Raw genomic sequence first — 26,275 nt, forward strand, 5'->3', positions numbered from 1 at the left:
ACGCCGGGTAAAACAACTTAATTAAACGCTGTAGTACAGTTCGAACTCAACCGGATGCGGCGTCATACGCACGCGGTCGTTCTCTTCAGTACGCAGGGCGATGTAAGCATCGATAGCGTCGTCAGTGAATACGCCACCTGCGGTCAGGAACTCGCGGTCTGCGTCCAGCGCCTGCAGGGCTTCTTCCAGAGAGCCAGCAACCTGTGGGATCTCTTTCGCTTCTTCTGGCGGCAGGTCGTACAGGTTTTTGTCCATCGCTTCGCCTGGGTGGATCTTGTTCTTGATACCGTCCAGACCGGCCATCAGCAGTGCTGCGAAGCACAGGTATGGGTTAGCCGCTGGATCCGGGAAGCGAACTTCGATACGACGCGCTTTAGGAGACGCCACCACCGGGATACGGATAGAAGCAGAACGGTTACGCGCAGAGTAGGCCAGCATCACTGGCGCTTCGTAGCCCGGGACCAGACGCTTATAGGAGTTGGTGGTTGGGTTCGCCAGGGCGTTGATCGCTTTAGCGTGTTTGATTACGCCGCCGATGTAGTACAGCGCCTGCTCGGACAGACCGGCGTATTTGTCGCCAGAGAACAGGTTGGTACCGTTCTTGGACAGAGACATGTGGCAGTGCATACCGGAACCGTTGTCGCCAAACATTGGTTTTGGCATGAAGGTCGCGGTTTTACCGAAACGGTGCGCAACGTTGTGCACAACGTATTTGTAGATCTGAATTTCGTCCGCTTTTTTGGTCATGGTGTTGAAGCGGGTAGCCACTTCGTTCTGACCCGCAGTCGCCACTTCGTGGTGGTGAGCTTCAACAACCAGGCCCATCTCTTCCATCACCAGACACATGGTGGAACGAATGTCCTGTGCAGAATCGACCGGAGGAACCGGGAAGTAACCGCCTTTCACGCCTGGACGGTGACCTTTGTTACCACCTTCGTATTTGGTGGAGGAGTTCCATGCGCCTTCGATGTCGTCGATAGCCACGTGGGAGCCAGAGATAGAGGCACCAAAACGGATGTCATCGAACAGGAAGAACTCTGGCTCTGGCCCGAACAGAACGGTGTCCGCGATGCCGGTAGAACGCAGGTACTCTTCAGCGCGTTTCGCGATAGAACGTGGGTCGCGGTCGTAGCCCTGCAGCGTGCCTGGCTCGAGGATGTCGCAACGGATGATCAGGGTAGGTTCTTCGAAGAACGGATCAATGACCGCAGTGGTTGCATCTGGCATCAGAACCATGTCGGATTCGTTAATGCCTTTCCAGCCACCAATGGAGGAGCCGTCAAACATTTTGCCTTCTTCAAAGAATTCGGCGTTCACCTGATGAGCAGGGATTGTGACGTGCTGTTCTTTACCTTTGGTGTCGGTGAAGCGGAGATCAACAAACTTCACTTCATGTTCGTTCAGCATCGTCAAAACGTGTTCAGCGGACATACTTAACTCTCCAGATTGGTCATTGTCGTCGTGGTAACGAGGTCTTCAGTTTCTGTTTGTACTGGCTGTTGCCATGTAATTTTTATAAAGCGAAATCTGTGCCAACTTTTAAAACACCCCAAAAAGGCGTTATCATGCGCACCATAGTGCAAAAGGGCTGCACCACAATGGTAATGTTGCACCAGTATAGTGCTTCAGTGTGAACACCGAGCACCATATTGGTGCAATTTTCGTTAAAGTGCCCTTTTTCGCTCCGTGAAAGCGATCACAAAGCATCTCTGCGATACTTGTTTGCGGAGGATGTTTGTGATCCTGTTTTGTAGTGCGATTAATCCGTGTACAATAACGCGCTATTTCTAATGCCTGAGGCAAAGTTGTGATCGAAAATTTGCGTAACATCGCCATCATCGCGCACGTTGACCATGGTAAAACTACCCTGGTTGATAAGCTGCTGCAGCAATCCGGTACGTTTGATGCACGTGCCGAAACTCAAGAGCGTGTGATGGACTCCAACGATTTGGAGAAAGAGCGTGGGATTACTATCCTCGCGAAAAACACCGCTATTAAATGGAATGACTACCGTATCAACATCGTTGATACCCCAGGGCACGCCGACTTCGGTGGTGAAGTTGAGCGCGTGATGTCCATGGTGGATTCCGTGCTGCTGGTGGTTGACGCATTTGACGGCCCAATGCCGCAAACGCGCTTCGTGACCAAAAAAGCATTTGCCCATGGCCTGAAACCAATTGTTGTTATCAACAAGGTTGACCGTCCTGGCGCACGTCCTGACTGGGTTGTTGATCAGGTATTCGACCTGTTCGTTAACCTCGACGCGACCGACGAACAGCTGGACTTCCCTATCATTTACGCTTCGGCGCTGAATGGTATCGCGGGTCTGGACCACGAAGATATGGCGGAAGACATGACCCCGCTGTATCAGGCGATTGTCGATCACGTACCGGCACCGGATGTTGATCTGGATGGTCCACTGCAGATGCAGATCTCCCAGCTGGACTACAACAACTACGTTGGCGTCATCGGTATCGGCCGTATCAAACGCGGTAAAGTGAAGCCAAACCAGCAGGTTACTATCATCGATAGCGAAGGCAAAACCCGCAACGGTAAAGTTGGCAAAGTGCTGACTCACCTGGGTCTGGAGCGTATCGACAGCGATCTGGCTGAAGCGGGCGACATCATCGCGATCACCGGTCTGGGCGAGCTGAACATCTCTGACACCATCTGCGACCCGCAGAACGTGGAAGCGCTGCCAGCCCTGTCTGTTGATGAACCAACCGTTACCATGTTCTTCAACGTCAACACCTCTCCGTTCTGTGGTAAAGAAGGTAAGTTCGTTACCTCTCGTCAGATCCTTGACCGCCTGAACAAAGAGCTGGTGCACAACGTTGCGCTGCGCGTTGAAGAAACCGAAGACGCTGATGCCTTCCGCGTATCCGGTCGTGGTGAGCTGCACCTGTCTGTTCTGATCGAAAACATGCGTCGTGAAGGTTTCGAGATGGCGGTTTCCCGTCCGAAAGTTATCTTCCGCGAAATCGACGGCCGTAAACAAGAGCCGTTCGAAAACGTGACGCTGGACGTTGAAGAGCAGCACCAGGGTTCTGTGATGCAGGCGCTGGGCGAGCGTAAAGGCGACCTGAAAAACATGAATCCAGATGGCAAAGGCCGCGTACGTCTCGACTACGTGATCCCAAGCCGTGGCCTGATCGGCTTCCGTTCTGAGTTCATGACCATGACCTCTGGTACCGGTCTGCTGTACTCCACCTTCAGCCACTACGACGACGTGCGTCCGGGCGAAGTGGGCCAGCGTAACAACGGCGTACTGATCTCCAACGGTCAGGGTAAAGCGGTTGCGTTTGCGCTGTTCGGTCTGCAGGATCGCGGTAAGCTGTTCCTGGGTCACGGTGCTGAAGTTTACGAAGGCCAGATCATCGGTATTCACAGCCGTTCTAACGACCTGACCGTAAACTGCCTGACCGGTAAGAAACTGACCAACATGCGTGCGTCCGGTACTGACGAAGCAACGGTTCTGGTTCCACCGATCAAGATGACTCTGGAGCAGGCTCTGGAATTCATCGATGACGACGAACTGGTAGAAGTGACTCCGCTGTCTATCCGTATCCGTAAACGTCACCTGACCGAGAACGATCGTAAACGTGCTATGCGCGGTGCGAAAGAAGAGTAATTCGGTTATGCCGTAGGCCGGGTATGCGCATGCGCCACCCGGCAACGAAAAAGCCGCTGAGCGATCAGCGGCTTTTTTTATTAGAACGAATACCGTAGCCCTAAACGGATCCGGTACTGCTCCCGGTTGTAATCATTCCATCGGTCCAGCCACTGCAGTTCGAGGTACGGCAGCCAGTTTCTGTCGATCTTATAGCTAAACTTATTGGTAATTTCCCAGTGATGGTCTTTGCCATTTTTGCTGTGATAATCATTCACCCGCTGGAAAAAGTGCGGTTCAAAGGTGTAGAAAAATGCATCCGTTACTTTGAAATTCCAGTAGTTGGCAAATTCGTGCGTGTCGTTCTTATCCATCCGCCCGTTATAGTCCGGCGTATCGTAATTGTTATGGTTATAGCGATAGCGGAACGTCAGGTTGAACCAGTCCGTAAATTTATAATTGGTATCCAAATAAACCGCGCCACCCGAACCTGCGCTGCTGTCGTTAATCAACCCGCCGGGCTGGAAGGTGAGTTTATCGGTCGGCTTAAAGAGCGGATACCACCCCTCGATTTCGTTATAGCTGTGCTTAAGTTCATCCCATTTACCCACGTTATAGGCGTTGGTGAACATCAGTCCCGCGCCCATATCGAAGTTATAGCCCGCACGCAGGATCACCTCGTGCATCTCTGAGGCCGTATTGTAGGCTTCACGCGTTTCGACATAGGCCCCGGCAAATACCGGGCAGGACACAGACGACACGATCAGTACAGTGATGATTCTTTTCATAATTTGTCCATGTATCAGGTACAGAAAGGCCTCCCTCCTGATAAACAGGAAGGACATAGTGGCCGGATTTATTGTTATAAAGTGACTGCTGACGCTTTATTGTTGGCGGTTATCTCAGGGGTATTCGCGGTTTGTTTCTTCCGTTTTCCAATCTCCTCGATAATAAAGGCGAAGCGCGCTTCGTTGAGTTTATAAAACAGCCCCATGGTCACGGCAGCAATAATCGCCAGGCCGCACGGCCAGAGGAAAATCAGCTGACGCAACCCAAGCAGCGTGCCCGCGCTCTGCACGGCATGGGGAACGTAGCCAATCTGGGTCAGCATGATGCCGGGCAGGAAACCGGCGAGCGCGGCGGAGATTTTGCGCGAGAAGGTATAGCCGGTATACACCGACCCTTCGGCGCGAATGCCGGTTTTCCACTCGCCGTAATCGACGGTATCCGGCACCAGCGCCCAGTTCAGGCTATTAACAAACGCCGTGCCGAAGAAGGCCATGCAGGAAAACAGCACGAACAGCAGGGAGCTGGTCCCCCAGAAGAAATTCAGCACGTCGCCCACCGCCCACAGCGCCAGCCCGCCCAGATAGACCGGTTTCTTGCCAAAGCGCTTTACCGCGCCGGGCACCAGAAACACACCAATCAGAATGCAGCCCATGCTGAAAAAGCCCATCCACGACAGCAGATGCAGATCGTTCAGCACGTACTGGGTGTAATAGACCTGAATCGCCAGCTTGATGTTGAAGGCGGCGAGGGTACACAGGTTGGCGATGCACAGCACCAGCAGCGGTGGATTGCGGAAAATCGCGCAGAATGATTTCAGAATGCCGGGCTTATGGTGATCGGGCGTAAGCTCGACGTAGCGTTCTTTCACCCCGCTGTAGCACCACCACATGCAGAACAGGCCGCCGGTAACGAACACCAGCGCGGCCACCAGATAGCCGAGGGAGGGCTGGTGGACGAACAGCGCCTGAATGGGCATAAAGCCGACGGTGCAGAGCAACAGTCCTACCGTTGCGCCGCCCTGACGCCACGCCGCCAGCTGCGCGCGCTCGTTCGGGTTTTTGGTGATGGCCGGGACCATCGCACCGTAGGCGCAGTTCATCAGGCTATAGCAGAGGCCAAACATCATGAAGAGCACGGTGGCGAGGGCCGTTTTCACCGTCAGGCTAAAGTCGTTGGCCATAAACTGCGCCGTCGCCACCAGCGCCACCGGAACGGAGGCGTAAAGAATGAACGGCCGGAACTTCCCCCGCGCGCCGATATTACGCCGGGAGTCCAGCAGCACCCCGGTCAGCATGTCGGTAAACGCGGTAAAGAACTTGGCGACCAGAAAAATGATGCCGCCGTAGAACGCCGGCATGCCCAGTTCATCGGTGTAAAACTTCAGCAGATACAGCGTGCCAATACACAGCATCAGGTTCGAGCCAAAATCGCCCATCCCGTAGGCGCACTTCTCTCGCAGGCTCAATTTGAGGGTTAACGGATCAGTATTATGTGTCATGGTCGATCCTCAAAGCGCCCCGCAGGGCGCTCTATCACGTCATTATGCCGTACGTTTGCGCAGTTCGATCTCTTCGACGATGCGCACATACATCTTCTCGTTGAGGTTGTAGAAGCAGCCCATCGCCACGATGGTGATGACCGCCAGCAGGCTCGGGTAGATAAATATCAGCTGCCGCAGCCCTTCAACCGTGCCACTGGATTGCACCACGTTGGGTACATAGCCGATCTGCGTGAGCATGATCCCCGGGAAGAAGCCCGCCAGCGCCTGGGAGACCTTCCTGAAGAAGGTAAAACCGGTATACACCGTTCCTTCGGAGCGCACGCCGGTGCGCCACTCACCGAACTCCACGGTATCGGACACCAGCGCCCAGTTCAGGCTGTTCACGAACGCGGAGCCGAAAAAGGCCAGGCAGGAGAACGCCACAAAGCTCACCGAGCCGCCGCCGAAGAAGTAGTTGAGCAGATCGCCCGCCACCCAAATCATCAGCCCGCTGATGTAGACCTTTTTCTTGCCGAAGCGCCGCACCGCGCCGGGCATCATAAAGACGCCGATAAAAATGCAGCCCATGCTGAAGAAGCCCATGTACGACAGCAGGATCGGGTCGTTCAGCACGTACTGTGTGTAGTAGACCTGAATAGCGAGTTTGACGTTAAAGGCGCCCAGCGTGCACAGGTTCGCGATGCACAGGATAAACAGCGGGCGGTTTCCGGCGATGGCGCGAAACGACTGCAGCAGCCCCGGTTTTTGCGCCGGGTTGGCGGGCTGCGCCTCGACGTAACGCTCGGTCACCCCCTTGTAGCACCACCACATAAAAAACAGTCCGAACAGCGAGAAGAGGGTGGCGGCAAAGATATAGCCAAGCTGGTCATTGCCTTCAATCAGGTTCATCACCGGAACAAAACCCACGGTACAGAGCAGCAGGCCCAGCGTAGCGCCGCCCTGGCGCCAGGCGGCCAGCGAGGCGCGCTCGTCCGGGTTTTTGGTAATGGCCGGTACCATCGCGCCGTAGGAGCAGTTCATCATGCTGAAGAACAGGCCGTACAGCATGAACAGCACCGTCGCCATCACCGTTTTACCGGTGATTTCAAACGGCGTGCCGACGAAGTTGGCAATCGCCAGCAAGGTCACCGGGAACGCCGCATAGAGCACGAACGGGCGGAATTTCCCTTTCGGGCCGATCTTGCGCCGGGAGTCGAGCATGATCCCGGTGCCCATATCGGTGAAGGCGGTAAAGAACTTCGCAATCAGGAAGATAATTCCGCCGTAGGTGCCCGGCAGGCCCAGCACGTCGGTGTAAAACTTCAGCAGATAAAGCGTGCCGATATCCAGCAGGATGTTTGAGCCGAGATCGCCCATCCCGTAGGCGAGTTTTTCTTTAAACGGCAGGCGTAGGGTTGCCGGATCGGAAGTATGTTGACTCATTATTGTTCTCCGTCTGCCCGCAGGTGGCCCCGCGGGCGAGCCTTATCAGATATGACGTAAGGTGCTAAACAGATCTGCCCATTCGCTGTGCTGGCGGTAGAAGACCGGCGGCTTGCCGAGCGGGGCATCAACGGTGACGTCACCGCCCTGGCAGATTTCCCCGGTCCACGCATTCACCCAGCTGTCCTGCGGCAGATAGAGCGACCAGTCGCGGCGCCCCTCTTCATGAACCGGCGCTACCAGCAGATCGCGGCCAAACAGGTACTGGTATTTCAGCGTGTAGGCGCGCGCGTCGTCTTCATAGTGCAGGAACAGCGGGCGCATCACCGGCAGGCCGCTTTTCGCGTTCTGCGCGACCGCGGCTTTGATGTACGGCTTCAGGGTGGTGAAGACGGTGGTCATGCGCGCGAAGTGCGCGATGGTTTCCGCGTCGCCGTCGAACTGCCAGTTATCGCCTGGACGGTTGCCCTCATGGGTACGCATCATCGGCGTAAAGGCGCTGAAGTCGCACCAGCGCAGCAGCAGCTCCTTGCTTCGCTTCATCTCGAACAGGGTGGTGTAGCCGCCGATGTCGCTGTGGTGCAGGCCGTGCCCGGTCATCGCCAGCGACAGCGCCGCAGGGATGACGGACGCCAGACCGTCGTCCAGGCTCCAGTCGACGTTCTGATCTCCCGCCCACATCATTACCGAGTGCTTCTGGCTACCGGTGTAGCCCGCGCGCATGAAGAACAGGATCTCCCCAAGCTTGCCGGTCTCCTCCAGCGCTTCGTAGTTACATTTCGCCCACAGGGCAGGCCAGGCGTTATGCATGATCTCCGCGCTCACGCCGTTGTGCAGGAAGGTATCGGTCGGCAGGTACTCCCCGAAATCGGCCATCCAGCCGCCGCAGCCCAGTTCGATCAGGTTCTTTTTGATGACATCTTTGTACCAGTCGTAGGCTGCCGGGTTGGTCAGATCGATTACGCCCGCGTAGAACTCGCCGAACTCGACGTGGTAGTCCTTGCCGTCGGCGTTTTTGGTCAGATAGCCGCGTTTCGCGGCCTCTTCGCAGAGATCTTTATCGCTGGCGACGTACGGGTTGATATAGGAGAGGAACTGCACGCCTTCCTCTTTCCACTTCGCAATACGCGCATCAAGCTGCGGATAGAGCGCGCTGTTCCACTTCCAGTTCCACATTACGCGTTTGCCAAAGGAGGTCATGCGAATGCCGGACCAGTCCTGCGCCCAGATGCCGTTGACCTTCACGCCGCCCTCGCGCATGGCGTCGAGCTTCTGCTGACACACCTCGGTGCCGCCCTGAATGCCCAGCGTCACGCCGTCGTACACCCAGTCCGGCAGCTCCGGCTGACGCCCCAGCAGGCCGGTCAGTTTTTCCAGCAGATCGACGTACGTTTGCGTACATTCGAAGCGCAGCGTGGCGTTATCTTCCCAGAACGCCAGCTCGTGGAAGTCCGGCGCGCTGAAGTCAAAGTTCATATAGCAGCTGTTATCCACGTGGCAGTAGTACTTCTGGGTGCTCACGAAGGTAGGCTGCGGGAAGAAGGTCCAGTAGTAGTCGCCGCCCGCGTTCTCTTTGCAGTCGGCCTGCCAGGTGACGTAGGTCTGCTTATTGCGGCCAACGCCCTGCTCGCTGGTCCACAGCGGGAACGGCTTGCCGCGCAGGTCGAAATACGAGAACTGCTCGCCGCAGCCGTAGATATGATCGTCTGGCTGAGCTGCCAGCCGCAGCCAGATGCGGTTATGGCTGGCGGCGTCATTTTTCAGCTTCAGCTCCAGACGGCCTTCCGCATCCACGCCCACCAGCAGCGTCGCGCTTACGGCATCGCCGCGGGTAAAGCGGATCGCCCAGCCCGCGCTTTGCTGCGTGACGGTCGCGTCCGTCAGGGCAATCTTTTCGTTGAGCTTGTCTTTGATGCTGAAGTTGCCGCGAAACATCTCGATATCCGCCTCGCCTGCGCCAATCCACAGGCAAGGGGCATCCGCGGTGTGGGATAAAATCAGACGGTCCTGCCAGCGCAGGGTGAAGCCACTTTCGTTATTTTTCAGGTCAATATTGTGTAGGGTACGCATAAACACTCCGTCTTAATTATTTGGCCTGGCTATCCAGTAATCCGGCGGCGACGGCAGGGGCTAAGCCCGGGGCCAGCGGCAGGCGGGGGATCACCAGGCAGTGCAGCAGATGGTAAATATCCTGCTTGCCGTCCCAGACTTTGGTGGTCACTTCGTTATTGGTGTCCAGCTCCTGCCACCACGAACCGTTTTCGTAGTCCATCAGGTACTTGATGCAGTAATCCCACCACTTCTGATACCAGGCTTCGTACTGCGCTTCGCCGGTCACGGTATAGAGGGCATAGGCCGTGCCCATCGCCTCGACGATTGGCCAGCGTACGCGTTCACGCACAATAGGCTTGCCGTCCCAGCCCACGGAGTAGACAAATCCATCGGCCCCGTCGGGTGCCCAGGCGTCGCGGATGGTGGCGTGGAACAGTCCTTTCGCATCTTCCAGCAGCCATTCCGGCGGGGTCTCAAAGCGCGCTTCCAGCGCGGCGCGCAGGTGCAACATCAGGCGGCCCCATTCAATCCAGTGTCCCGGCGTGCCGCCGTAGGCGCGGAAGCGGTGAGCAGGGTTATCAATGTTGTAATCGCGGATCGGGTTCCAGCTGGTGTCGAAATGCTCGTTAACGCGGTACTCCCCTTTGCGCGCCACGTCGTGAATAATTACCGACGCGATGCGCAGGGCGCGGTCGAGCCATTTACGGTCGTGGGTCACGTCATAAACGATCAGGAAGGCTTCCACGGCGTGCATGTTGGCGTTACCGCCGCGATAGTCTTCCGTTTTGCTGAAGGCCTCATCCCAGGACTCCAGGCACATCTGCTCCTGTTCGCTCCAGAAGTAGCGCTCAATCACCTCGATGGCATCGTCCAGCAGCTTACGTGCCTGCGGGTGACCCGTGGTCACGGCGCTCGCTGCGCCCAGCAGAACGAAGAAATGCTGATAGCCCTGCTTGGACGCATCAATCACGCCTTCATCGTTAACGCAGGCGTACCAGCCGCCGTGCTGTTTGTCGCGCAGCGGGCCGTTCAGGGCATTAATGCCGTGCTCAACCAGCGCATATGCGCCGGGGCGTCCCATGTTCGCCGCCACCGCGTAAACGTGCAGCATACGCGCGGTGATCCATAGATGCGTGCCCATATCGCTGCGCACCTGGCCGTTATTGCCCAGCCAGCCAAAGCCGGTCGTCACGGCGGCGTTTTTACCGAAATCGAGAATGCGGTCGGTCTCTTGTTCGAGCCAGCGGTTATGGCTCAGGGTGTTAAACCATTTCATGTTCGGATCCTTTCTTAACGGCGAGCCATCATTTCGTCGACGATCTCACCCAGACGCTGAAGTTTGGGGACGGAGATATCACGCAGCATCAGCTCGGTGTCCGGCAGGCCAATCACAGAGGACCAGACGGCGCGACCGGCTAAAAAGCCCGATGCCCCCGCCTGCATGGCGACGCTTACGGCGCGCGGGAACAGCTTATCGTCCACGCCGGACGAGAGGATCACCCACGGCATGGCGATGTTCTCGTTCAGCTTTTGCGAGGCCGCCAGCAGCGCCTGCTGCGTGCCCTTGCCAAACAGCGGCATCTCCACTTTGTAGAGGTCGGCACCGCTGTCGCCCAGCTCTTTGGCCGCGTCGATAATCGCCTGTTCGCGGTTAAACGCGGCACCGCGACGTGGCGGACGCACCACCGGCTCGATAATGCTCAGCAGACCGTTATCGTGGCACAGCGTATTGAACGCTTTCACCATCTCCAGGCGCTGCTGCGGATCTTCATCGCTGCGCCACAGCACCAGCAGCTTCAGTGCTTTGCCGCCATCGCGTTTAACCGCCTGCGCGTCGACGTTCTTGTCGATCGCCACGCTGTCGACCGGAATACCGTTCCCCGGAATAAACTCGTCGGCCGCCACAATCATCGCGCAGCTGTTGGCCACGGCCTGCTGCTCGACAATCTGGCGATAGCAGAACTGCTGGTCGACGAGAATGGCAGAGGCGTACGGCGACAGAATTTTTGCCGCGTTGACCTTAAAATCGGTCAGGTGCTGGTCGGTTACCGGCACCGGCGCGCCTGCGGCAGCAAACATCAGGCGCATCGCTTCGCGCTGATCCACGGCCAGCATCGCAAAACCGCCGGAAGGTCGGGTGATATCTTTCAGGGTGTACATCGTCATTCCTCAGTCCTTTCGTATCAGTGTGTTTTTTTCAGCCCGGCAGATGCGCGAACCTGTTCAAGAATGGCCGTCCAGTCTTCGCGCCCGCGCCCGGCGGCGCGTGCCTGGTTGTAAACTTCGCGGGAAGCCGCGCCCAGCGGCATCGGAACGTGGAGCTGGTTGGCCACGTCGAGGGCGATCCCCAGATCCTTATGCGCAAGGTCGATCATGAAGGCGGGAGAAAGATCCCCTTTCAGCACCTTGTTCGGCCAGGATGTTGTGAAGTGGCCTTTACCCGCAGGCGTACCGCTCATGACCTTGAGCGCCACGTCAAAGGAGAGGCCAAGCGCTTCGCACAGCACGGCGGCCTCGGCGGAAAGGGCGTTCAGGGCGATGCTCATGTAGTTATTGATAAGCTTCACGCGGATGCCCATGCCTGGCCCGCCGGCGTTAATCAGCTCATTGCCCATCGCCATTAAGACCGGGGTGGCGCGCTCAACCTGCTGCGCCGTGCCGCCTGCCAGCAGGAGCAGCGTGCCGGCGATGGCATGGTCAGAGGTGCGCCCGACAGGCACGTCCATCAGGCTGAAGCCACGCTCAGCCATGTCGCGGATCAGCGCGTCGGTTTGCAGCGGGTGAATGGTGGACATATCAATGACCAGTGCGTCGCGGGATAACCCTTCGCACACGCCGTGCTCGCCGAACAGGACGCTGCGTACCAGGTCGCCGTTTGGCAGCATGGTGATCACGAATTCGGCGTCCGTTGCTGCCTGCGCGGGCGTTGCCGCCGCCCGAGCGCCGCTTTCAACCAGCGCCTGAATCGCCTGCGGGTTTACGTCAAAGACGTTAAGCTGGTGACCTTGTTTCAACAGATTCTTCGCCATTGGCGCGCCCATCTGCCCTAAGCCGATAAATGCGATTGCTGACATGCCTTTCTCCTGTCACATCGTGTCAATTTTTGCGCGTTTATGTTGTCTGTTTTTGATCGTATTTGTAATTTATAGTCAAAAAATTGACACGGGTCACTTTTTAAACATTTGATGAAATTAAAATGAAGGCATCAGAAATCGCAGAAGGAATCACCATGACTCGCATCGTTTGTGTCGGCATTACCGTGCTGGATCGCATCTGGTATCTCGATGATTTACCAAAGGAAGGTGGGAAATATGTCGCAAAGGACTATACGGAGGTGGGCGGCGGCCCGGCGGCAACGGCGGCAGTGGCGGCGGCGAAACTGGGCGCGGAAGTGGATTTTATTGGCCGGGTGGGTGATGACGATACCGGCAGACGGCTGCTGGCGGAGCTGGAATCCCTGGGGGTGAAGACCCGCTACACGCGCGAGTTTAAGGGTGCCCGATCGTCACAATCGGCGGTGCTGGTGGACGCAGGCGGAGAGCGCGTGATTGCCAACTACCCCAGCCCCGATCTCCCTGCGGCGGCAGACTGGCTGCATGAAATCGACTTCTCTCAGTGGGATATTGTCTTAGCCGATGTGCGCTGGCATGACGGGGCAAAACAGGCATTTACCCTGGCCCGTCAGCAGGGCGTTCCGACGTTGCTGGATGCAGATGTTACCCCGCAGGACATCGCGGAGCTGATCGCCTTAAGCGACCACGCGGCCTTCTCCGCGCCGGGGCTGCGGCGCCTTACGCAGCGGGACGAAACAGAAAATTCCCTGAGAAAAGCACAAACGCTCACAAATGGACATGTGTATGTTACGCAGGGGCGAGACGGGTGCTTCTGGCTGGAAAACGGCGCATTGTGCCATCAGCCCGGCTTTGAGGTGAACGTGGTGGATACCACCGGGGCGGGCGACGTGTTCCACGGTGCGCTGGCGGTCAGTCTGGGGCAACAATTGCCCGCCGCAGACGCCGTGCGTTTTGCCAGCGCCGTCGCAGCGCTGAAATGCACGAAGCCCGGTGGACGCGCGGGTATACCTGACTGTGATCAAACCCGCTCTTTTTTGTCACTTTTTGTATAAAATGCGGGGCGTGATGGTTTTCAGAGGACAGCCCATGAGCCTTACCGAACTGACCGGCAACCCGCGTCACGATCAGCTGCTGACGCTGATTGCCGATCGCGGCTATATGAACATTGATGAACTGGCGCAGCTGCTGGATGTCTCCACGCAAACCGTGCGCCGGGATATCCGTAAGCTCAGCGAGCAGGGGCTGATCACGCGTCATCATGGCGGGGCGGGCAGGGCATCCAGCGTGGTGAACACGGCGTTCGAGCAGCGTGAAGTCTCGCTTACCGAAGAGAAGCGGGCGATTGCCGAAGCCATTGCGGACTATATTCCCGATGGCTCGACTATTTTCATCACCATCGGCACGACCGTGGAGCACGTTGCCCGGGCGCTGCTCAACCATAACCACCTGCGCATTATCACCAACAGCCTGCGGGTGGCGCATATTCTGTATAAGAATCCGCGCTTTGAAGTGATGGTGCCTGGCGGCACGCTGCGCCCGCACAATGGCGGGATTATCGGGCCTGCGGCAACGGCGTTTGTGTCTGGTTTTCGGGCGGATTATCTCGTGACCAGCGTGGGGGCAATTGAGCACGACGGCGCGATGATGGAGTTTGACGTCAATGAAGCCAGCGTGGTGAAAACCATGATCGCCCACGCTCGCCACATTCTGCTCGCAGCCGATCATACGAAATTTACCGCATCCGCTGCGGTAGAGATTGGCAACGTGGCGCAGGCCACGGCACTCTTCACCGATGAGATGCCTGGCTCGGCTCTGCAAACTCACCTGAAATCCAGTAAGGTTGAAATCATCCTGGCCAGTACCAGCGATGATATTGCCTGAAGCAAAAAAAGCCGCTGAGCAAACAGCGGCTTAAATATTGTTATTTAAAGCTGTATTTCACCCCTAACATCCCCTGCGTATCGCTGTAGCCTTTATCGCCTATCTGCTGAGCCACGTTGCCCCATACGCTAAGCTGCGGCGTAATCTGCCCCTCTACGCCGGTCTTGAGTTCACCGATATTGCGCGTACCACGCATGTCATTGCTGACGTCATCCATGCGGATACGCGTGGTCTGGGTGTTGTGGATCCAGTTCGCTTCGATAAACGGCTGGAAGGTCCGTGATTTACCGTCGTCAATCGCGTTATGTCCGCTGATGTAGGCCTTCACGCCGAGACGTGTCATCAGGTTGCCCTGGGTTTCGTCTTTCACCCGCGTGCCGTTGCGCTCGCGATGATCGTCAGCCTGCACGTCCATCCAAACGGCCTGCGCTTTCGGCTGGATCCAGTAGCTGTTGCGGTCGCTTTCGCCCACCTTAACGCTATAGCCCGCTTCAACAGAGGCGGTCACGCCGCTGGAACGATAACTCTCAGTGGCCTGATCCTGCCCCATTACCTTATTGTCGAACCAGTTATACAGCACCCAGCTATCAACGTAGGTGCCACTTTTATCCGCCTCGTTTGCGTACCAGGTACCATACAGACCGACGCTATAGCCATTCACTTCACCGCGTGAGCGGTAGCCGGTCAGGCTGGAAGCGCTCCGGCTCTGGCTGTTGCCGTAGCCTGCCATCAGGCCAAGATGCCAACGGTCCAGGCCATCGGTGCTCCACTGGGCGACATCGCCACCCAGCTGCAGCACGTAGCGATTGGCGGTCGTTTTTAGCTGGCCGCTGCCGTCGTTAAAACGCGTATGACCGCCGACGTTACGCATCCACAGGCTCGTCACTTTCTGCTCGCCCGTAAGCATGTCGGTGTATTGCGTTTCACCCAGACGATCGTGCAGACGGGTCATAAACAGCGTATTGGCCGCATAGCTGTTTGCCAGATAGCTGCCAAATTCCGGGCGATACTGGTGCTCGCTTTTCGGTGGTGCGGCTGGGGGGACCGGCTCTTGCGGCGGGATCACCGGGTCAACGGGCGGATCTACCGGGTCCACTGGGTCAACAGGTGGATCTACGGGGTCGACCGGTGGGTCTACAGGATCAACGGGCTCGACCAGGCTGGTCAAAAACCAGTTTTTACCTTTTTGCACAACGTTATAGTCATAGCCCCCCGCCACGATACGGCTGGCCTTCTCAAACGTCCCCTCAGAGTTGCCGCCAACGCTGACAATTTCAATCCCTTCTACGGTTTGCGCGCCGGCACCGCCAATGTTATTCACTTCCACCCCGGTATGACCGGAGGTGTTGCCTTCAACGATCAGTTTGTCCGTTTCCGAAGTGTCGTCAAACAGCACGGTATTGAAAGCCAGCTTGCCGCCGTTGCCGATAAAATCATCCTTGATGGTCAGCGTTTGCCACGCCGCGTCCTCTGCATGCTGGAAATTAATCGTGCCGCCCGCATTCAGCGTCAGGCTGGTCAGCGTGGAGCTGTCGCGCAGATTCCAGACGGCATCATTCATCGTCAGTGCGATAGTACCGGTACCCGCGGCGTTGCTCTCAATGAAGGATGCCCCGTTCCACAGGGAGTTGTCATCCATAGTCAGCGTAATGGTACTGTTTTGTGCCGGAAGCGCGCTGGTGGCCGCGACGCCGCCTGCGGAAAGGATATCGCCGTTGAGGATGAACTTGCCTCCTGCGGACGCATCAATCACCCCGCCGTTACTGGCGTTCAGGGCATAGCTACCGCTGTCGCGCTGGCCTGCGGTGGTAATGGTTGCACCACCCGCGAGCGCTATCACGCCGCGCGACCAGGCATACATCCCGTGCGGCGCCTGCGCGGAGCTGCTGGTTTTCTCGCTGCTGTTTACCGCAATGGTGACGTTATCTCCCAGATTCACCGCACCGGTGTAAGCGTAGACGCCGTGCGCACTGGCACCGTTGGTCGTAATGGTGGCGCCTTCATCAAGGGTGATGGTTGACGAGCCGGTAGAATAAACCCCGGAGGCACTGGCCGCGTCGGTGGTAATCGTCGCGCTTTTGCCTAGCTCAATTTTTGACGCAGAACCCGCGTACAGGCCATAGGCCGATGTGCCGTACGTTTCGATGGTCGCCTCATCGCCCAGCCGGACGTAAGAGCCGCTCTGGTTGGTACGAATGCCCTCAGCGTAAGTCCCGCGCGTCACAATATGCGCACGATCGCCGACGATAACGTTATTTTTTGCCTTTGAGGCATCATTCAGTGCATAAGCGCTAATCCCGCGCCCGGTGCTGCCCGTGGTTTCGATATAGAGATCGTCACCCACATAAATATTGGCGGAGCCGAGAGAACCCTGACTGAAGGAGCTGTACCCGGCATTGATGCCGTCACCGCTTTGGCCATTAACGTAGATGTGGGTGCGGTCGCCGGTAATGATAAATACCGGGTTGGCCGGCGTGTTCATCCCGTGGGTACGAATACCGTCGACGTCTTTACCATTATTGGCAGCCACTTTTGACTGGGTGCGAATAGTCAGATCGTCACCAAATATCACCCCCGGGCTGCCGGATGTGGAGTTCTGAATAACGGTAACGGAATGCTCAAAGGCTTCCGCCCCAGGCCCTTCGAGGGTGATCCCATCTCCGTAAATCGGGATATTCCCCGGGCTGTACTGGTAGACATAGTTAGGATCGCCGGTATTTTTGCTAAAGTTCGCGTTTGCCGTTGCAGGTATCAGTGCCTGTATTTCTGCAGGTAAATCCGTTACCGCTCCGGAGGCAGCTAAATTAGCAAAATCTATTACCGCTGCATGTGTGGTAAATAGTGCTGACGTTAACGCCAGTGAAATCGCAGCGGCGACTGGTGAGTGTTTCATTAAATATGGCATGACTGCCCCCTTTCTTTCAGGCGTAGAACATCCTCCACACCATTAAATGTGGGTAGGTAAACAGGTTGAAATTACAAAATAGAAACGAGAATTTTATGAATACTGGTGCCTAACTTCCTCTCAAGTCGTATTTTATGAACATAAATTTTTTTAACATCAATGCCGTCTGATTTTATAATCTCCTGGAGGCAAGCACCTGACAAAAATCTGTTCAGTAACGTAAATTCAACAGCGTTCAACATGCTGCCGCGTCTGCTCTTTAACCGTCTCCCGGAGAAAAGATGGCTGATTTTTTCCTTTAATATAATGTCGTTGTCATTCGAGTAAATAATTCCCTTTATTTCACTGCGCTGCATGAAAAAATAATTGGCCAATGCTTCCAGCTTGCGGTCTGTGATAATCACGATGTTCATGTTAGTTCTCACCAGACGTTCAATCCATTGCGGATCGGCAAGTACGCGCAGGTTGCAAAACGAAAAGTCTACAAATATAAAGCCGCGTAATAAGTGATTCTTGTTTCCTTGCAATATTTTATTTTCTACTGCAATCTGCAGGAAATGGTTACCACCAGGCCAAACTGCGAATGAGGCATTTCCACAATATTGTGAACGTACTGCGTTATCTGGAAATAACTGACAGGACAATTCACAGCTCATACAGCGGACAACCTTATGCGACGATGTCATCATCCAGTCCACTCCTGTCTTATTTTCACTGTCAATATTTCACTGCCATCCAAATGTGTCAATCTTGAAACATATCCCGTGCCCCTCTCTTGTTTATGATAAATAGTGATGAAGAATATAAATTCCTGGTGATGTCTATTTTTTCAGGCCGTAGCCATAGCGAAAGGACATACTTTGGCCATCGTATTCCAGGACTATTCTTCAGCCCCTTAAGATTATTCGACAAAAAAAATCCCGGAGGACGATTTACGAAATAGCACTAATAGCTAAAGATTCGTTTCTTAAATCGGCTGTAACGACAGTCTTTTCGCGACTTGGGGCTCAATATAATGAGTGGGCCGGGCGAAGTGTAATGAAATCTCATTATGTCGTTTTAGATGAGAGAAACCTAAGAAAACTGCCTTTTAACTGATTGAAAAACAATGTGTTATTCTTAATCTTAGTTGGGGTGGTATCGCGTCCTGATCCTTCTGACCTATACTGTTGTTAAATATACGTATATCTTTCTGGTGTATATAGTTAAGGGTTGTTATTGCTGAGGAAAGGAAAATTGTATCTTATTAACAAATTGGTCGAGTATGATCCAGAAAACAAAAACCTGGTAAATCATATTACCGGGCGCTCGATACAATTGCAGCTTCCTGCCAACCTCTGTTTTCTTTATCTCATCACCCATCCCGGAGAAATAATTTCGCAAAACCAGTTAATGGTGGTGGGATGGGGGGAGCGCAATGACGTCACTACGCCGAATACCTTTTACCAGGCTATTTTGACATTACGCAATGCCCTCGCTGAGGTGGGCTTACCGCGCGATACGGTAAAAACGATTTCGCGTCGCGGGCTTATGCTTTCCGAGGCTACCGAGGTTGAGTTATTTTTTCCAACCGCTGAGCCAGTCATAGCCAATAAAGACGTGCTCGTTGCCAATGGCGCCGCGAGGCAGAGGCCAGCCTGGCTGATAATAACGACCGCAACGCTTTTGTTGATCGCGCTTATCAACGGGGGAATATTATATAAAAAGCACCAGAACATGCCGTTTAGTCACTACATTCCCCTTTCAGCGGGCAGCACGACCCAGGCCTGCCAACTTTTTTATGCACCTAACGAACATATTCAGGATCATTACGTGCGCCTGCTAAACAATAATCCCGGTCTGTGTGCCGAAAAACGATACGTTTTTCTCGTCGGCTATAGTAAAACGGAGCGAATCGCGGCGTTTGTCTGTAATAACGATGCGCGAAGGGACGCGACGGCGTTATGTACCACCCATTATTTTTGGGCGCACGAAAAATGATGACTCTCCGGAACCGTATCATTTTGCTGGCGGCATTTCTGGCGGCCGCTGTCAGCAGTGGCTGGTTAGCTTATTCGCATTTATCGAGTACGCCGATACGCTGTACGGGAGATGTGGAATGGACGATTGGTAAAAACCGATTTGTGGGTACGGTTTCCTGGCGGATGCAGCATCGGGAGGGGTCTACGGTTATTAACGGTAAATTATTTGGTCAAACGGTTACTGAAGTTAATCGTACCATCTATTTTCACTACAGTGACCATGAGAACGCGCGCGTGTTAAATAACAATCGTATTGTTAAAACCTTTGCCGATAATGCGGATGAGGCTGATATCAACGCAACGCTACCGGGTTTTTACCGCACGCCGGGTAGGGAGCTGAGCCTGATGATCGATGAGTATCGGGGGGCCTGGATTTTTGCCGCGTCAAACGTCCCTTCGCTTTACTGTCGTAAAAACGCGCCGTAAAAATCGATCGCACACCTTAGACCGCATCCATAGTCAAATCTCTTTATTCCCGCTACAGTTACCTCTCCACGGCGAGCAGGAGATAAACATGCTTTATATCTTTGATTTAGGAAACGTCATCGTCGATATCGATTTTAATCGCGTGTTGGGTGCATGGAGTGATTTTAGCCGCGTGCCGCTGGCGACCTTAAAGCAGAACTTCGCGATGGGCGAGACCTTCCACCAGCATGAGCGCGGTGAAATCAGCGATGAAGCATTCGCTGAACGTTTCTGCCAGGAGATGGGGCTTTCGTTAAGCTATGAACAGTTTTCCCACGGCTGGCAGGCGGTATTTGTGGCGGTTCGCCCTGAGGTGATCGACATCATGCACAAACTGCGCGAGCAGGGGCATCGGGTCGTTGTGCTGTCAAACACCAACCGTCTGCACACCACGTTCTGGCCTGAGGAGTACCCTGAAGTTAAGGCGGCGGCAGATAAGATCTACCTCTCGCAGGAGATGGGGATGCGTAAGCCTGAAGCGCGAATCTATCAGGCTGTTCTGCAGGTAGAGGGATTCACCGCGGCCGATGCGGTCTTTTTCGACGACAACGCCGATAATATAGAGGGAGCTAACCAGTTGGGTATTACGTCAATTCTGGTGACCGGAAAAGAGACGATACCAGACTACTTTGCGAAGCAGCTATGCTAAAAACCGTTCATCAAAAAGCCACGCACCATACTCGCCCACTGCGGGCCTGGCTGAAACTGCTCTGGCATCGGATTGATGAGGACAATATGACCACGCTGGCGGGTAACCTCGCCTACGTGTCGTTGCTCTCATTAGTGCCTCTGGTGGCAGTCATCTTTGCCCTGTTTTCCGCCTTTCCGATGTTTGCGGATGTCAGCCTGCAGCTTCGTCATTTTGTCTTCGCGAATTTCATTCCGGCAACCGGGGATGTCATCCAGAACTACATTGAGCAGTTTGTTGCTAACTCCAGCAAGATGACGGCAGTGGGGGCATGCGGTCTTATTGTCACCGCGCTGCTGTTGATGTACGCCATCGATAACGCGCTGAACACGATCTGGCGGAGTAAAAAAGCGCGGCCAAAGGTCTATTCCTTTGCCGTGTACTGGATGATCCTCACGCTGGGGCCGCTGCTGGCCGGGGCGAGCCTCGCGATCAGTTCGTATCTGCTCTCCCTGCGCTGGGCGAGCGATTTAAACGGCGTGATTGATAATGTGCTTCGCATCTTTCCGTTGATCCTGTCGTGGCTCTCGTTCTGGCTGCTCTATAGCGTGGTGCCGACCACGCGCGTGCCTAACCGCGATGCGGTCGTGGGGGCGCTGGTGGCGGCGTTGCTCTTTGAGCTCGGTAAGAAAGGGTTTGCCCTTTACATCACCATGTTTCCGTCCTATCAGCTGATTTACGGCGTGCTGGCGGTGATCCCCATTTTGTTTGTCTGGGTCTACTGGACCTGGTGTATCGTCTTGCTTGGTGCTGAAATAACTGTCACTCTCGGTGTATACCGCGAACTTAAAAAAGCAGCAGAAGCTGAAAAACAACAAGAAGCAGACCAACCATGATTGCATTGATACAGCGCGTAACCCGTGCCAGCGTCACCGTGGAGGGAGAGGTGACGGGTGAAATTGGCCCAGGACTTTTGGTGTTGTTAGGTGTCGAAAAGGATGATGACGAACAAAAAGCCAACCGCTTGTGTGAGCGCGTGCTGGGCTACCGTATTTTCAGCGATGCGGAAGGCAAGATGAACCTGAACGTCCAGCAGGCGGGCGGCAGCGTGCTGGTGGTTTCCCAGTTTACGCTGGCAGCGGATACCGAGCGCGGCATGCGCCCGAGTTTCTCGAAAGGCGCCGCGCCGGATCGTGCAGAAGCACTTTACGAGTACTTTGTTGAGCGTTGTCGCCAGCAGGAAATGAATACGCAAACCGGACGATTCGCTGCAGATATGCAGGTATCGCTGGTGAACGATGGCCCCGTCACATTCTGGCTCCAGGTATGAGCATACTTACGGCATGGCCGCGGGTAACAAGAGAGAGTACAGCTATGTATCACCTTCGAGTACCGCAAACGGAAGAAGAGTTAGACGCTTATTACCAGTTCCGCTGGGAAATGCTACGCAAGCCATTACATCAGCCAAAAGGCTCTGAGCGCGACGCCTGGGACGCGATGGCCCACCATCAGATGGTGATGGACGAAGAGGGCAACCTTGTGGCCGTCGGGCGTTTGTATATCAACGCCGATAACGAAGCGTCTATTCGCTTTATGGCGGTTCATCCCTCCGTGCAGGACAAAGGTCTGGGGACGCTAATGGCGATGACCCTGGAATCCGTCGCCCGCCAGGAAGGCGTTAAGCGCGTCACCTGTAGCGCCCGCGAAGATGCCGTGGAATTCTTCGCTAAACTCGGTTTTGTGAATCAGGGTGAAATCACAACCCCGCAAACCACCCCGATTCGTCATTTTTTGATGATCAAACCCATCGCCACGCTGGACGATATTCTGCATCGCGCCGACTGGTGCGGACAGCTGCAGCAGGCCTGGTATCAGCACATTCCGCTCAGCGAAAAAATGGGCGTACGCATTCAGCAGTACACCGGACAAAAATTTATTACCACCATGCCGGAAACCGGCAACCAGAATCCGCACCACACCCTGTTTGCCGGAAGTCTTTTCTCACTGGCCACGCTCACCGGCTGGGGGCTTATCTGGCTAATGCTGCGCGAGCGCCATCTGGGCGGCACCATCATTCTGGCCGATGCCCACATTCGCTATAGCGCGCCGATAAGCGGCAAGCCGACCGCCGTGGCCGATCTGGGATCACTGGGTGGCGATCTTGACCGTCTGGCACGCGGTCGCAAGGCGCGCGTACAAATGCAGGTCGAACTGTTTGGCGATAAAACGCCGGGCGCGGTGTTTGAAGGCACCTACATTGTTCTTCCGGCGAAGCCTTTTGGCGCGTATGAAGAGGGCGGGAACGAGGAGGAGTAATCTCCTGTTTACGCTCCCCGGGCGTGCTGAATCCGTCCGGCGATATCCCGCATAACATCTCGCGCTGATTGGCTAATTCCACCAAGCTGGAAGAAGCCATGTATTACTCCCAGCCATCGCTGAGCGGTACACGTCACTTCTTGCTCCGTGAGGCGTTGAAACAGCGCCTCTCCTTCATCGCATAACGGATCGTACTCAGCGGTAACGATATGGACAGCTGGCAGGCCGCTGAAGTCTTCTCGCCACAGCGGGCTAACCTCAGGATGCTTACGGTCGGCTCCAGCCAGATATATTTCATAGCCGCTCAGCAGGGTATCGCGAGTAATTACGTAATCCATGCCGTTGAGGGTATAGCTTTCAAAACTGGCCGTGGCGTCGAGCATGGGGTAGATAAGAATAAGCTGTACAGGCTGCCAGAGCCCTTTAGCCTTAAGCCGCAGCGCCGTTACCAGCGCAAGATGTCCCCCCGCGCTGTCTCCACAAAGTGTAATCCGGTTTTTATCCACGCCCAGTTTGTCCGCATATTGCCAGACCAGATCTGCACCTCTTTCCGCATCGTCATGTGCGGCGGGGAAGGTATGCTCCGGCGCCAACCTGTATTGAATCGCAACCACCCGGCAATTGCCGTAGCAGGCTAACTGACGGAGCTGGTTGTCATGGGTATCAAAGCCGCCGCTGATAAAGCATCCGCCGTGGTAGTAGATGGCAGCAGGCAATAGTTCAGGCGCATTGAGAGGTGAAAATACCCGAATGGTAAGACCCTCAAGAACAAGCGTCTCCACCTGAACGCGCGTTTCGGTCTCCCCGGCAAGCCCTGTGCTGGCAATATAGCCTGCTCGTCGCACCTCAATGCTTTGGCGACGTGACGAGGGCCGCCCTGCAGCGATAAATCCCTGAACCAGCTGTGCAATACCCTTTTCCAGCGCCATGAATAATCCCTTTTACTGTATGGATAAACAGTTTTATAGCCTGGTTTGATTCAAAAGAAAACAAGAATAGTGTTGAGGGCAACAACCTGGAAAGCGGCTCGCAAAGGCGATAACGCGTCTCTCAACGAGAATGGAGAGTATCTGGCATGAAAGGCGGCGGGTATTGCTGTCGAATTACAGGCCGGGCAAGCACGCGCCGCCCGGCACTGTCACAGGGAATTACTCCCCTTCACCCGGGAACAGGAACGGGTTGATCGAGCTGCGGGCAAAGCCCTCCTGCTCCATCTTCGCGTCCAGAATCAGCGAGGCGAGATCGTCGGCCACCGCTTCGACTTTCGGGTCCTTTTCCTGATAGAGAATCTTCAGGTAGGTGCCGCAGTCGCCGCAGCTTTCGGCTTTCACCGCCGCGTCTTCATTCTCCAGCGACCAGTAGTTCAGATCGCGGGTCTGCTCGCAGTTGCTGCACTTAATGCGCACCACGTGCCACTCGGTTTCACACAGGTTGCAGTGCAGGTAGCGCAGCCCCTGAGTGGTACCGATTTGCACCATGCTCGATACCGGCATAGAGCCGCAGACCGGGCAGAACTGGCGCGCCTCGCCGTATTCGGCGCGAGCTTTGCCCGGGATCAGGCTGGCCATTTGTGCCCAGTAGAGCGACAGGGCTGCCCAGATAAACGGCGCCTTATCGCTGCTGACCAGCGAGAAGTCGGACGCGAACAGCGCGCTCGCCATCTCTTCAAGCTCTTGTTCGGACGCTTTTTCCAGATTCTCAATGACCGCCAGCGCGGTGCCGCTCATTTCCGGCTTCAGCTCGGCAATCAGCGAATGCAGCAGCTTTTGCCAGTGCTTGTCGCGCGGCAGGACGTGAATGTCCAGCGGCGGCTTACCCTGCGCGTTGGCTTCTTTGATCCGCGCGGTCAGGTCCATTTGCAGCGGGTGGTCGTACAGCACCACTTCCTGCGCGTGGGCGACCAGCGCGGCAAAACGCAGAAAATCGCCCAGCGGGTTGTTCTCTGCCAGCTCGCGCAGACGCTCTGCGCGGCGGTTGTAGAGGTTCTTGAGTCTGGGGAATAACAACGGCGGAATATAATCCGCCGTGCGTTTCTCGCTCGACCCCAGCTCATCTTGCGGGATTATGCGAATACTCATTCAGATGACTTTTCCTGTTTCTGGCGGACTTCACGGTACCAGCGCGGGTGATGTTTCTTCGCCCACGTGCTGGTGACCCATCCCTCCACCATCGCGGTAATGGTGCCTTTCACCCAGAGGGCGGCGTAGATATGCACCATGATAACCACAATTAACGCCACTGCGGCAAATGAATGCAGCATCAGCGCGAATCGGATCACCGGGATTGAGAAAGCAGGCGCAAAGTACGGACGCCAGATGCTCACGCCGCTCACCAGCAACAGGACCAGGAAGATAATCGCCGCCCAGAATACGCATTTCTGGCCGAAGTTATAACGCCCGGTGTCACCCACTTCCTCGTTGACGACGATCTTACGAATATTCTTCGCCCAAAAGATATCATCCCGATTGATTAGGTTATGGTGCCAGTAGCGGAAAAACATGATGATGAACGACGCGAACATGATGACGCCCACAAACGGGTGCAGGATGCGCGCCAGCTGTGGTGTCCCCATGATCTGCATCAGCCAGTTAAAGGACGGGAAGAAGAACCCCAGCCCGCTTATCGCCGCCAGCATGAAGCAGAAGGCGGTGACCCAGTGGTTGATGCGTTCCGGCGCGGTGTAGCGCACGATGGTGTCACGTTTTCTCATTTGCGCACCTCGTCTTTCTCTTCATGCAGGTTGTCGTCTTCCTCTTCCGCGCGGTTCGGACCGACGCCGACGTAGTGGAAGATGCTCGCTGCAAAGGTGGCAGCAAAGCCCACCGCTGCCAGCGGTTTCCAGATGCCTTTCCAGAACTTCACGGTAGCGCTGATTTCCGGGTTCTCCGGCAGGCCGTGATACAGATTCGGCTTGTCAGCGTGGTGCAGCACGTACATCACGTGCGTACCGCCAACACCGGCCGGATCGTACAGGCCCGCATTGTCGTAACCACGGGTTTTCAGCTCGCCCACGCGCTCTGCCGCCAGCGTTTTCATATCCTCTTTAGAACCAAAGTGGATGGCGCCGGTTGGGCAGGTCTTCACACAGGCAGGCTCCTGGCCGACGGTAACGCGGTCCACGCACAGGGTGCATTTGTAGACGCGGTTGTCTTCCGGGTTCAGGCGCGGTACGTCGAACGGACAGCCCGCGATGCAGTAGCCGCAGCCAATGCACTGCTCGGACTGGAAGTCGACGATGCCGTTGGCATACTGAATGATAGCCCCTTCTGACGGACATGCCTTCAGGCAGCCCGGATCCGCACAGTGCATACAGCCGTCTTTGCGGATAAGCCATTCCAGCTTGTCGTTCTGCTCCACTTCCGAGAAACGCATCACCGTCCAGGACTTGGCGGTCAGGTCCGCCGGGTTGTCGTACACCCCGACGTTGTGACCCACTTCGTCACGCAGATCGTTCCACTCAGAGCAGGCCACCTGACAGGCTTTACAGCCGATACAGGTGGTCACGTCGATAAGCTTCGCCACTTCCTGCTGGTGGTCCCGCGCCTGAGGCGCGGGCGTGAAACCGTTAGTCGCGGAACGACGGATAATGTCTTGAGATTGATAAGCCATAA

Annotated in this window: 23 protein-coding genes; 9 read left to right on the top strand and 14 right to left on the bottom strand. The window is 55.6% G+C overall.

The genetic code is table 11. The annotated features are described in order from the left end of the window. Nucleotides 1-21 precede the first annotated feature (21 nt). Nucleotides 22-1,431, bottom strand: a complete 1,410-nt coding sequence (gene glnA, locus N6P30_RS14000) for a glutamate--ammonia ligase (RefSeq protein WP_008501856.1) — start codon at nucleotides 1,429-1,431, stop codon at nucleotides 22-24. A 376-nt stretch (nucleotides 1,432-1,807) separates the two neighbouring features. On the opposite strand from glnA, the gene typA reads away from it, so the two are divergent. Then, nucleotides 1,808-3,631, top strand: a complete 1,824-nt coding sequence (typA, locus tag N6P30_RS14005) for a ribosome-dependent GTPase TypA (protein ID WP_008501854.1) — start codon at nucleotides 1,808-1,810, stop codon at nucleotides 3,629-3,631. Nucleotides 3,632-3,711: 80 nt separating this feature from the next. Here typA and ompL read toward each other — a convergent pair whose 3' ends face one another. The 7 genes from ompL to yihU all read right to left on the bottom strand — a co-directional run bounded on the left by ompL (nucleotide 3,712) and on the right by yihU (nucleotide 12,448). Next, complete coding sequence (ompL, locus tag N6P30_RS14010; protein ID WP_032664808.1) at nucleotides 3,712-4,398, bottom strand: porin OmpL; 687 nt, start codon at nucleotides 4,396-4,398, stop codon at nucleotides 3,712-3,714. 74 nt (nucleotides 4,399-4,472) lie between these two features. Further along, entirely contained in the window at nucleotides 4,473-5,897 is a 1,425-nt protein-coding gene (locus N6P30_RS14015; RefSeq protein WP_023293669.1) for an MFS transporter, read from the bottom strand. Nucleotides 5,898-5,939: 42 nt separating this feature from the next. After that, the gene (locus N6P30_RS14020) at nucleotides 5,940-7,322 is read right to left on the bottom strand and encodes an MFS transporter (protein ID WP_023293668.1); all 1,383 of its coding nucleotides are present in this window, start codon (nucleotides 7,320-7,322) and stop codon (nucleotides 5,940-5,942) included. Nucleotides 7,323-7,367: 45 nt separating this feature from the next. Continuing rightward, nucleotides 7,368-9,392, bottom strand: coding sequence for an alpha-glucosidase (locus N6P30_RS14025; protein ID WP_023293667.1), 2,025 nt, complete (start codon nucleotides 9,390-9,392; stop codon nucleotides 7,368-7,370). A 16-nt stretch (nucleotides 9,393-9,408) separates the two neighbouring features. Continuing rightward, nucleotides 9,409-10,650, bottom strand: coding sequence for a sulfoquinovose isomerase (yihS, locus tag N6P30_RS14030; RefSeq protein WP_032664805.1), 1,242 nt, complete (start codon nucleotides 10,648-10,650; stop codon nucleotides 9,409-9,411). Between the two features lie 14 nt (nucleotides 10,651-10,664). Next, the gene (gene yihT / locus N6P30_RS14035; RefSeq protein WP_021242783.1) at nucleotides 10,665-11,540 is read right to left on the bottom strand and encodes a sulfofructosephosphate aldolase; all 876 of its coding nucleotides are present in this window, start codon (nucleotides 11,538-11,540) and stop codon (nucleotides 10,665-10,667) included. Between the two features lie 17 nt (nucleotides 11,541-11,557). Then, the gene (yihU, locus tag N6P30_RS14040) at nucleotides 11,558-12,448 is read right to left on the bottom strand and encodes a sulfolactaldehyde 3-reductase (RefSeq protein WP_023293618.1); all 891 of its coding nucleotides are present in this window, start codon (nucleotides 12,446-12,448) and stop codon (nucleotides 11,558-11,560) included. A gap of 155 nt (nucleotides 12,449-12,603) precedes the next feature. Here yihU and N6P30_RS14045 point away from each other — a divergent pair, with 155 nt between their 5' ends. Beyond that, nucleotides 12,604-13,500 carry a sugar kinase gene (locus N6P30_RS14045; RefSeq protein WP_023293617.1) on the top strand — a complete coding sequence of 299 codons (897 nt, stop codon included), beginning with the start codon at nucleotides 12,604-12,606 and terminating at the stop codon, nucleotides 13,498-13,500. Nucleotides 13,501-13,534: 34 nt separating this feature from the next. Next, the gene (locus tag N6P30_RS14050) at nucleotides 13,535-14,329 is read left to right on the top strand and encodes a DeoR/GlpR family DNA-binding transcription regulator (protein ID WP_021242785.1); all 795 of its coding nucleotides are present in this window, start codon (nucleotides 13,535-13,537) and stop codon (nucleotides 14,327-14,329) included. 40 nt (nucleotides 14,330-14,369) lie between these two features. Here the strand turns inward: N6P30_RS14050 and N6P30_RS14055 are convergent, their stop codons facing one another. Together N6P30_RS14055 and N6P30_RS14060 are read right to left on the bottom strand one after the other, a co-directional pair. Next, nucleotides 14,370-17,234: an autotransporter outer membrane beta-barrel domain-containing protein gene (locus N6P30_RS14055; protein ID WP_023293616.1), complete on the bottom strand. Its 2,865-nt coding sequence runs from the start codon at nucleotides 17,232-17,234 to the stop codon at nucleotides 14,370-14,372. Nucleotides 17,235-17,305: 71 nt separating this feature from the next. Further along, entirely contained in the window at nucleotides 17,306-17,923 is a 618-nt protein-coding gene (locus N6P30_RS14060; RefSeq protein WP_023293615.1) for a hypothetical protein, read from the bottom strand. Nucleotides 17,924-18,470: 547 nt separating this feature from the next. Between N6P30_RS14060 and N6P30_RS14065 the strand changes: the two genes are divergently transcribed. The 6 genes from N6P30_RS14065 to fabY all read left to right on the top strand — a co-directional run bounded on the left by N6P30_RS14065 (nucleotide 18,471) and on the right by fabY (nucleotide 22,664). Then, complete coding sequence (locus N6P30_RS14065) at nucleotides 18,471-19,214, top strand: transcriptional regulator (protein WP_023293614.1); 744 nt, start codon at nucleotides 18,471-18,473, stop codon at nucleotides 19,212-19,214. Further along, nucleotides 19,178-19,681, top strand: coding sequence for a hypothetical protein (locus N6P30_RS14070; RefSeq protein WP_225828756.1), 504 nt, complete (start codon nucleotides 19,178-19,180; stop codon nucleotides 19,679-19,681). The genes N6P30_RS14065 and N6P30_RS14070 overlap by 37 nt, the downstream gene beginning before the upstream one ends. An 88-nt stretch (nucleotides 19,682-19,769) precedes the next feature. Next, on the top strand, nucleotides 19,770-20,369 hold the full coding sequence (yihX, locus tag N6P30_RS14075; protein WP_023293612.1) for a glucose-1-phosphatase: 600 nt from the start codon (nucleotides 19,770-19,772) through the stop codon (nucleotides 20,367-20,369). Beyond that, nucleotides 20,363-21,244, top strand: a complete 882-nt coding sequence (locus tag N6P30_RS14080) for a virulence factor BrkB family protein (RefSeq protein ID WP_021242790.1) — start codon at nucleotides 20,363-20,365, stop codon at nucleotides 21,242-21,244. The genes yihX and N6P30_RS14080 overlap by 7 nt, the downstream gene beginning before the upstream one ends. Further along, complete coding sequence (dtd, locus tag N6P30_RS14085) at nucleotides 21,241-21,678, top strand: D-aminoacyl-tRNA deacylase (RefSeq protein ID WP_008501836.1); 438 nt, start codon at nucleotides 21,241-21,243, stop codon at nucleotides 21,676-21,678. The genes N6P30_RS14080 and dtd overlap by 4 nt, the downstream gene beginning before the upstream one ends. 44 nt (nucleotides 21,679-21,722) lie before the next feature. Beyond that, on the top strand, nucleotides 21,723-22,664 hold the full coding sequence (gene fabY, locus N6P30_RS14090) for a fatty acid biosynthesis protein FabY (protein WP_008501835.1): 942 nt from the start codon (nucleotides 21,723-21,725) through the stop codon (nucleotides 22,662-22,664). Nucleotides 22,665-22,672: 8 nt separating this feature from the next. Here the strand turns inward: fabY and N6P30_RS14095 are convergent, their stop codons facing one another. From N6P30_RS14095 to fdxH, 4 genes are all read right to left on the bottom strand, one after another. Continuing rightward, nucleotides 22,673-23,593: an alpha/beta hydrolase gene (locus tag N6P30_RS14095; RefSeq protein WP_008501834.1), complete on the bottom strand. Its 921-nt coding sequence runs from the start codon at nucleotides 23,591-23,593 to the stop codon at nucleotides 22,673-22,675. A gap of 219 nt (nucleotides 23,594-23,812) precedes the next feature. Then, nucleotides 23,813-24,742: a formate dehydrogenase accessory protein FdhE gene (fdhE, locus tag N6P30_RS14100; RefSeq protein WP_008501833.1), complete on the bottom strand. Its 930-nt coding sequence runs from the start codon at nucleotides 24,740-24,742 to the stop codon at nucleotides 23,813-23,815. Continuing rightward, the gene (gene fdoI, locus N6P30_RS14105; protein ID WP_023293610.1) at nucleotides 24,739-25,374 is read right to left on the bottom strand and encodes a formate dehydrogenase cytochrome b556 subunit; all 636 of its coding nucleotides are present in this window, start codon (nucleotides 25,372-25,374) and stop codon (nucleotides 24,739-24,741) included. The genes fdhE and fdoI overlap by 4 nt, the downstream gene beginning before the upstream one ends. Continuing rightward, on the bottom strand, nucleotides 25,371-26,273 hold the full coding sequence (gene fdxH, locus N6P30_RS14110; protein WP_008501831.1) for a formate dehydrogenase subunit beta: 903 nt from the start codon (nucleotides 26,271-26,273) through the stop codon (nucleotides 25,371-25,373). The genes fdoI and fdxH overlap by 4 nt, the downstream gene beginning before the upstream one ends. Between the last annotated feature and the right edge of the window lie 2 nt (nucleotides 26,274-26,275).

Origin of the sequence: Enterobacter sp. PL1 (assembly GCF_945957325.1) — a bacterium.
Taxonomy (GTDB): domain Bacteria; phylum Pseudomonadota; class Gammaproteobacteria; order Enterobacterales; family Enterobacteriaceae; genus Enterobacter; species Enterobacter roggenkampii.

Bases quoted from the DNA above. Each gene is read 5' to 3' on its own strand.
- N6P30_RS14020 (WP_023293668.1), bottom strand. From the start codon at position 7,322: ATGAGTCAACATACTTCCGATCCGGCAACCCTACGCCTGCCGTTTAAA.
- dtd (WP_008501836.1), top strand. From the start codon at position 21,241: ATGATTGCATTGATACAGCGCGTAACCCGTGCCAGCGTCACCGTGGAG.
- N6P30_RS14070 (WP_225828756.1), top strand. From the start codon at position 19,178: ATGTACCACCCATTATTTTTGGGCGCACGAAAAATGATGACTCTCCGG.
- N6P30_RS14025 (WP_023293667.1), bottom strand. From the start codon at position 9,392: ATGCGTACCCTACACAATATTGACCTGAAAAATAACGAAAGTGGCTTC.
- N6P30_RS14095 (WP_008501834.1), bottom strand. From the start codon at position 23,593: ATGGCGCTGGAAAAGGGTATTGCACAGCTGGTTCAGGGATTTATCGCT.
- yihU (WP_023293618.1), bottom strand. From the start codon at position 12,448: ATGTCAGCAATCGCATTTATCGGCTTAGGGCAGATGGGCGCGCCAATG.
- N6P30_RS14080 (WP_021242790.1), top strand. From the start codon at position 20,363: ATGCTAAAAACCGTTCATCAAAAAGCCACGCACCATACTCGCCCACTG.
- N6P30_RS14045 (WP_023293617.1), top strand. From the start codon at position 12,604: ATGACTCGCATCGTTTGTGTCGGCATTACCGTGCTGGATCGCATCTGG.
- N6P30_RS14050 (WP_021242785.1), top strand. From the start codon at position 13,535: ATGAGCCTTACCGAACTGACCGGCAACCCGCGTCACGATCAGCTGCTG.
- fdoI (WP_023293610.1), bottom strand. From the start codon at position 25,374: ATGAGAAAACGTGACACCATCGTGCGCTACACCGCGCCGGAACGCATC.
- N6P30_RS14060 (WP_023293615.1), bottom strand. From the start codon at position 17,923: ATGATGACATCGTCGCATAAGGTTGTCCGCTGTATGAGCTGTGAATTG.
- yihS (WP_032664805.1), bottom strand. From the start codon at position 10,650: ATGAAATGGTTTAACACCCTGAGCCATAACCGCTGGCTCGAACAAGAG.
- fabY (WP_008501835.1), top strand. From the start codon at position 21,723: ATGTATCACCTTCGAGTACCGCAAACGGAAGAAGAGTTAGACGCTTAT.
- N6P30_RS14015 (WP_023293669.1), bottom strand. From the start codon at position 5,897: ATGACACATAATACTGATCCGTTAACCCTCAAATTGAGCCTGCGAGAG.
- fdxH (WP_008501831.1), bottom strand. From the start codon at position 26,273: ATGGCTTATCAATCTCAAGACATTATCCGTCGTTCCGCGACTAACGGT.
- glnA (WP_008501856.1), bottom strand. From the start codon at position 1,431: ATGTCCGCTGAACACGTTTTGACGATGCTGAACGAACATGAAGTGAAG.
- yihX (WP_023293612.1), top strand. From the start codon at position 19,770: ATGCTTTATATCTTTGATTTAGGAAACGTCATCGTCGATATCGATTTT.
- N6P30_RS14055 (WP_023293616.1), bottom strand. From the start codon at position 17,234: ATGCCATATTTAATGAAACACTCACCAGTCGCCGCTGCGATTTCACTG.
- ompL (WP_032664808.1), bottom strand. From the start codon at position 4,398: ATGAAAAGAATCATCACTGTACTGATCGTGTCGTCTGTGTCCTGCCCG.
- yihT (WP_021242783.1), bottom strand. From the start codon at position 11,540: ATGACGATGTACACCCTGAAAGATATCACCCGACCTTCCGGCGGTTTT.
- fdhE (WP_008501833.1), bottom strand. From the start codon at position 24,742: ATGAGTATTCGCATAATCCCGCAAGATGAGCTGGGGTCGAGCGAGAAA.